Here is a 6099-nt window from a genome sequence, read left to right on the forward strand (position 1 = left end):
GCTCCGGTCCCGGCAACCGCCGACCCTAGGCACACCCCCCGCCCCCGACAACCGCCCCGCGCCACCCGGGCCACGCTGCCTCCGCAGGGCGCTACGAGGCGCGCACCGGCACGCCCGGGGCCCCCGGGACGCACCTGCGTGCACCCCGGGGGCCCCGGTGACGAGAGCGGTCGGCCGCTACTTGCCCTTACCGCCCTTGTCCTTGTCCTTGTCGCCACCCGCGCCCATCGAGTCGTAGATCTCCTTGCACATCGGGCAGACCGGGTACTTCTTCGGGTCGCGCCCCGGCACCCAGACCTTGCCGCACAGGGCGACGACGGGAGTGCCGTCGAGGGCACTCGCCATGATCTTGTCCTTCTGGACGTAGTGGGCGTAGCGCTCGTGGTCGCCGTCACCGTGCGACACCTGCGGCGTCGGCTCTACGAGGGTCCCCGTACCTGCCCCGCGCTCGGGCTCGAGAGTGCTCATAGATGCCAAGGGTACTCACCCGGCGAGCGATCAGTTCAGGCTCGGGTCGTCCGGGTACGTCGCGATCATGGCCAGTTCGCTGCGCTGCCGCCGCAGCACCGCGCGCCACAGTCCCTCGGGCCGCGGGGACGACACGTCGCCCGGTTCGGACTCGACGACGAACCAGGCGCCGTCCCCGAGCTCCTCCTCCAGCTGTCCCGGCCCCCACCCGGCGTAGCCGGCGAAGATCCGCAGGGCCCCGAGCGCGGGTCCGAGCAGTTCGGGCGGGGTCTCCAGGTCGACGAGCCCGATGGCGCCGTACACCCGGCGCCAGCCGAGCGGGCCCTCGTCGCCGGGGATCACGGCGAGGCCGAGCGCGGAGTCCAGGGACACCGGGCCGCCCTGGAAGACGACCCCCGGCTCCCCCGCGAGGGACGCCCAGGGCTCCAGGACGTCGCCGACGCCGACGGGTGTCGGGCGGTTCAGGACCACGCCGAGGGACCCCTCGTCGTCGTGGTCGAGCAGCAGTACCACGGCGCGGTCGAAGTTGGGGTCGGCAAGCGCGGGGGTGGCGACGAGCAGCCGCCCAGCGAGCGAGGACACCTCGGTCATGCCAGACATGATCCCGCACTTTGCGGTCCCGTGGAGGGTCCGCGCGGCACCCCGCGCCGGAACGCGGCGGTGCGCGCGTGACGGCTCCCACGGCTCCGGGGCCCCGCGCCCCCTTGCCGTCGGGAACCAGGGCCGGCCCGGCGGCACGCCGGGAACCCCGGGGCCCCGTGTGCCCGGCCGCGGGCCGGCCGGAGAGGTCGGCACGCAGAGGCGGCCGGGGGCAGGAGCGGGCGCGACCGGGCGGCGGGGGCACGGAGGCGGCGCCACCCCGGCCGCCGGGGGCCCGAGGGCAGGACCGGCGGCCGGAGGGCTGCGCAGGGAACGGCCGGGCGCACCGGGGAAGCGGCCGGGCACCTGCCGGCAGCCACGGCAGGGCGCTCGGGGCCGGGCGCGGCGCTGCCCGCGCGGACCGCGGGCACCGGACGAAAGGTACGCGCCATCCGACCGAAACCGGATGGTGACGGTCCGCTAAGGCCGCTGGACGGACCGTGTTGTGCCGAATTCATTACAAGGTCCGACCGTACGCGGCCTTACGAACCGGGCACTCCGTCCCCTTACCCTTTTCCCTGGCCCCTGCCCGACCTCCCCCGGCTCCACCGGGGGGACGCCCCTCAGAACGCGAGATACATGACCGGCACTGACGATGTACTGCTTGTCCACGGCGGCACCCCGCTGGAGGGCGAGATCCGCGTCCGCGGCGCGAAGAACCTCGTGCCCAAGGCGATGGTCGCCGCCCTGCTGGGCAGCGGACCAAGCCGGCTGCGCAACGTGCCCGACATCCGCGACGTGCGGGTGGTCCGGGGGCTGCTGCAGCTCCACGGAGTGACCGTCCGCCCGGGCGAGGAGCCGGGCGAGCTGGTGATGGACCCGACGCACGTCGAGTCCGCGAACGTCGCCGACATCGACGCTCACGCCGGTTCCTCCCGCATCCCGATCCTCTTCTGCGGCCCGCTGCTGCACCGCCTCGGCCACGCGTTCATCCCGGGCCTGGGCGGCTGCGCCATCGGCGACCGGCCGATCGACTTCCACTTCGAGGTGCTGCGCCAGTTCGGGGCGAAGATCGAGAAGCGCGACGACGGGCAGTACCTGGAGGCGCCGCGGAGGCTGCGCGGCACGAAGATCCGGCTGCCGTACCCGTCGGTGGGCACCACGGAGCAGGTGCTGCTCACGGCCGTCCTCGCCGAGGGCGTTACGGAGCTCTCGAACGCCGCCGTGGAGCCGGAGATCGAGGACCTCATCTGCGTCCTGCAGAAGATGGGCGCGATCATCGCGATGGACACGGACCGGACGATCCGGATCACCGGCGTGGACGAGCTGAGCGGCTACACGCACCGCGCGCTCCCGGACCGGCTGGAGGCGGCGTCCTGGGCGTCGGCGGCGCTGGCGACCGAAGGCAACATCTACGTGCGCGGCGCGCAGCAGCGCTCGATGATGACCTTCCTCAACACGTACCGGAAGGTCGGCGGCGCCTTCGACATCGACGACGAGGGCATCCGCTTCTGGCACCCGGGCGGCTCGCTGAACGCGATCGCCCTGGAGACGGACGTCCACCCGGGCTTCCAGACGGACTGGCAGCAGCCGCTGGTGGTGGCCCTGACGCAGGCGGCCGGCCTGTCGATCGTGCACGAGACCGTGTACGAGTCGCGGCTCGGCTTCACGTCGGCGCTGAACCAGATGGGCGCGCACATCCAGCTCTACCGGGAGTGCCTCGGCGGTTCGGACTGCCGCTTCGGCCAGCGCAACTTCCTGCACTCGGCGGTCGTGTCGGGCCCGACGAAGCTCCAGGGCTCCGACCTCGTCATCCCCGACCTGCGGGGCGGGTTCTCGTACCTGATCGCCGCACTGGCGGCGCAGGGCACGTCGCGGGTCCACGGCATCGACCTCATCAACCGCGGCTACGAGAACTTCATGGAGAAGCTGATGGGGCTGGGTGCGAAGGTGGAACGCCCCGGCGGCGGCACCACCGTCTGACCCCGCGCCACCCGGGCCCCTGCCGGGGGTCCGGGGGTCGCCCCCCCCCCGGGAAAGCACAGCATGGAGAAGCTGATGGGGCTGGGTGCGAAGGTGGAACGCCCCGGCGGCGGCACCACCGTCCGACCCCGCGCCACCCTGTCCGGTGCGGTGCGCCACTCTCCTGGCCGCACCGCCATTTGACGGTGCGTCAGTCGACGTACGGGCCCCCGCGGCCGGTCCGCAAGGACCCGCGGGGGCCTTCGTCGTACCCGTACGCGAGCTGGGCCTGCGCCCGGCCTCAGGCTCGCGGGACGGCCGCCTGCCGCTGGGCGAGCACGCGTACGGGCCGCGCCGCACCCGTCCGTGGCGGAGCCGCCCGGCGGGAGCCCGTGGACGCCCCCGGACTCCGCCACGGCCCGTACGCGGCTCCTCGCCGGTCCGCGCCGGAGGCGGCCCGTGGGCGGGCCCAGCAGTCCGGGCAGGGCCCGTACGCGGCGCGTGCCGCGCCGGACCCACGCCCCTCAGTCCCGTACCGCGTCGAGGCCCGCGGGGCGCCCCCCGCCCAGGCCCGCACCCGGCGACCCGTCGCCGGAACGCCCCGGCGGGCGGTGCGCTCGCACCGCCGCCCGGCCCGTATTCCCGCCCCGAGTGCGTGCGCCCGCACGCCGCCCCTGCGGGGCTCCGGGAGGGGCGTAGGGCGGCGAACAGAAGGGCGGTCGCCCCGTCCGGGGTGACCGCCCTTCTTCTCAGCGCCTGGGGGCCTTACTTGCCCTTGGCGGCTTCCTTGAGCTTCGAGCCCGCGGAGACCTTCACGCTGTACCCGGCCGGGATGTCGATCGGCTCGCCGGTCTGCGGGTTCCGCGCGGTGCGAGCGGCACGGTGGGTGCGCTCGAAGGTCAGGAAGCCGGGGATGGTGACCTTCTCGTCGCCCTTGGCGACGATCTCGCCGACGGTCTCGGCGAACGCGGCCAGCACGGCGTCGGCGTCCTTGCGGGTCACCTCGGCGCGGTCGGCCACGGCGGCCACCAGCTCACTGCGGTTCATGTTGTTACTCCCGTGTATTTCTTGCCTGTGAGGCGTGCCACGCGGCGGAGGCCGCATGTCGAGCACAGCGAAGCCGATGCTGCCAGGGCCCTACGACAGTGCTCGGACCCGGGTCTGCCGATCAGACCCTCGCGCCCGAATACGCATCCTGCCCCCACCAGCGGCGGGAAAGCCAATCCGGCACCCTCCGGAGTCACACGGAAAGCGCCACGGCCCTGCGCCGACGACCTCGGGTCGGCTGGGCGGGCGGATTTCGCCCACCTTACGCCCGGCGCCCGGCCCGCGCCTGTCGACACGCCGGGCGCCCTGCTCCCCGGTACGGCTCAGAGCTTCTCGGTCTCGCCCGTGACGGCCTTCGCCGCGTTGCGGACGGCACCGGCAACGGCGCCGGCGACCTTGTCGTTGAAGACGGAGGGGATGATGTAGTTCGGGTTCAGTTCGCCCTCGGTGACGACGTCGGCGAGGGCGGCCGCCGCCGCCAGCATCATGTCGGTGGTGACCGTGTGGGACTGGGCGTCCAGGAGGCCGCGGAAGACACCGGGGAAGACCAGCACGTTGTTGATCTGGTTGGGGAAGTCGGACCGGCCCGTGGCCACAACTGCCGCCGTCTGGCGGGCGATTGCGGGGTCGACCTCCGGGTCCGGGTTCGCGAGCGCGAACACGATGGCACCGTCGGCCATCGCGGCGACGTCGGCACCGTCGAGGACGTCCGGGGCGGAGACGCCGATGAAGACGTCGGCGCCGACCACGGCCTCCTTGAGGGTGCCGGTGACGCCCTCGGGGTTGGTGTTGTCGGCGATCCAGCGCAGCGGCGACTCCTCGGCGGCCTCGACGAGGTCCGCGCGGCCGGCGTGGACGACGCCGTGGATGTCGGCGACGACGGCGTGCTTGACGCCCGCGGCGATCAGCAGCTTCAGGATGGCGGTGCCGGCGGCTCCGGCGCCGGACATGACGACGCGGACGTCCCCGATGGCCTTGCCGACCACGCGCAGCGCGTTGGTGAGGGCGGCGAGCACGACGATCGCGGTGCCGTGCTGGTCGTCGTGGAAGACCGGGATGTCGAGGGCCTCGCGCAGCCGCGCCTCGATCTCGAAGCAGCGGGGCGCGGAGATGTCCTCCAGGTTGATGCCGGCGAAGCCGGGGGCGATGGCCTTGACGATCTCCACGATGGCGTCGGTGTCCTGGGTGTCCAGGCAGAGGGGCCAGGCGTCGATGCCGGCGAACCGCTTGAAGAGGGCGGCCTTGCCCTCCATGACGGGGAGGGCGGCCTTGGGGCCGATGTTGCCGAGGCCCAGCACGGCGGAGCCGTCCGTGACGACGGCGACGGAGTTCCGCTTGATGGTGAGGCGGCGGGCGTCCTCGGGGTTCTCCGCGATGGCCATGCACACGCGGGCGACACCGGGGGTGTAGACCATCGACAGGTCGTCGCGGTTGCGGATGGGGTGCTTCGACGCCATCTCGATCTTGCCGCCGAGGTGCATCAGGAACGTACGGTCGGAGACCTTGCCCAGGACGACGCCCTCGATGGACCGCAGCTTGCCGACGATCTCGTCGGCGTGCGTGGTGGAGGAGGCGGCGATGGTGACGTCGATCCGCAGCTTCTCGTGGCCGGACGCGGTCACGTCGAGGCCGGTGACCGAGCCGCCGGAGGACTCCACGGCCGTGGTGAGCTGGGAGACCGCGGTTCCGCTCGCGGGCACCTCCAGCCGGACCGTCATCGAGTACGAGACGCTGGGCGCCGTTGCCATGGCCGAGTTCCTCTGCTTTCCCTAGCTTCGTTGCCAGCCCGGCGCGGCGGTGGCCGAGCGCGGGGCCCTCCGATGGTCGCACCTACCTGCGAGTAGCGGGTAATGCGGTCATTTAGTTATCGGAAACTGTTTTCCACCATACGAGAAACGCCGCTTCCGCACAACGGAGGCAGCGGATGCGGGCGGTCGGGCGGGAGCGCCCCGACGCCCTCTCGGCCCGGCGGTGCGGTCGGCACAGCGGCGCGGGAGCCGGTAGGCCCGGAGGCCGGCCCGGCAGGCTCCGACCGGCCTCCCG

5 protein-coding genes are annotated in these 6099 nt (G+C 73.1%); 1 reads left to right on the forward strand and 4 read right to left on the reverse strand.

Features of this window, described 5'->3' with window-relative positions; genetic code table 11:
- Positions 1-177 precede the first annotated feature (177 nt).
- Together BJP40_RS11230 and BJP40_RS11235 are read right to left on the reverse strand one after the other, a co-directional pair.
- Complete coding sequence (locus BJP40_RS11230; protein WP_071267549.1) at positions 178-468, reverse strand: DUF3039 domain-containing protein; 291 nt, start codon at positions 466-468, stop codon at positions 178-180.
- A gap of 30 nt (positions 469-498) precedes the next feature.
- Positions 499-1059 (reverse strand): YqgE/AlgH family protein, encoded by a 561-nt coding sequence (locus BJP40_RS11235; RefSeq protein ID WP_071267551.1) that lies wholly within the window; start codon positions 1057-1059, stop codon positions 499-501.
- 627 nt (positions 1060-1686) lie between these two features.
- Between BJP40_RS11235 and murA the strand changes: the two genes are divergently transcribed.
- Positions 1687-3030 (forward strand): UDP-N-acetylglucosamine 1-carboxyvinyltransferase, encoded by a 1344-nt coding sequence (gene murA, locus BJP40_RS11240; RefSeq protein ID WP_071267553.1) that lies wholly within the window; start codon positions 1687-1689, stop codon positions 3028-3030.
- Between the two features lie 744 nt (positions 3031-3774).
- On the opposite strand, the gene BJP40_RS11245 is transcribed toward murA, so the two are convergent.
- Both BJP40_RS11245 and BJP40_RS11250 read right to left on the reverse strand, forming a co-directional pair.
- Positions 3775-4056, reverse strand: a complete 282-nt coding sequence (locus BJP40_RS11245) for an HU family DNA-binding protein (protein ID WP_071267555.1) — start codon at positions 4054-4056, stop codon at positions 3775-3777.
- Positions 4057-4379: 323 nt separating this feature from the next.
- A complete protein-coding gene (locus BJP40_RS11250) occupies positions 4380-5804 on the reverse strand; it encodes an NAD-dependent malic enzyme (protein ID WP_071267557.1) in 1425 nt (474 codons plus the stop codon).
- Positions 5805-6099: the final 295 nt, after the last annotated feature.

The organism is Streptomyces sp. CC53, from assembly GCF_001865245.1.
Classification (GTDB): Bacteria; Actinomycetota; Actinomycetes; order Streptomycetales; family Streptomycetaceae; genus Streptomyces.

Bases quoted from the DNA above. Each gene is read 5' to 3' on its own strand.
- BJP40_RS11230 (WP_071267549.1), bottom strand. From the start codon at position 468: ATGAGCACTCTCGAGCCCGAGCGCGGGGCAGGTACGGGGACCCTCGTA.
- BJP40_RS11235 (WP_071267551.1), bottom strand. From the start codon at position 1,059: ATGACCGAGGTGTCCTCGCTCGCTGGGCGGCTGCTCGTCGCCACCCCC.
- murA (WP_071267553.1), top strand. From the start codon at position 1,687: ATGACCGGCACTGACGATGTACTGCTTGTCCACGGCGGCACCCCGCTG.
- BJP40_RS11245 (WP_071267555.1), bottom strand. From the start codon at position 4,056: ATGAACCGCAGTGAGCTGGTGGCCGCCGTGGCCGACCGCGCCGAGGTG.
- BJP40_RS11250 (WP_071267557.1), bottom strand. From the start codon at position 5,804: ATGGCAACGGCGCCCAGCGTCTCGTACTCGATGACGGTCCGGCTGGAG.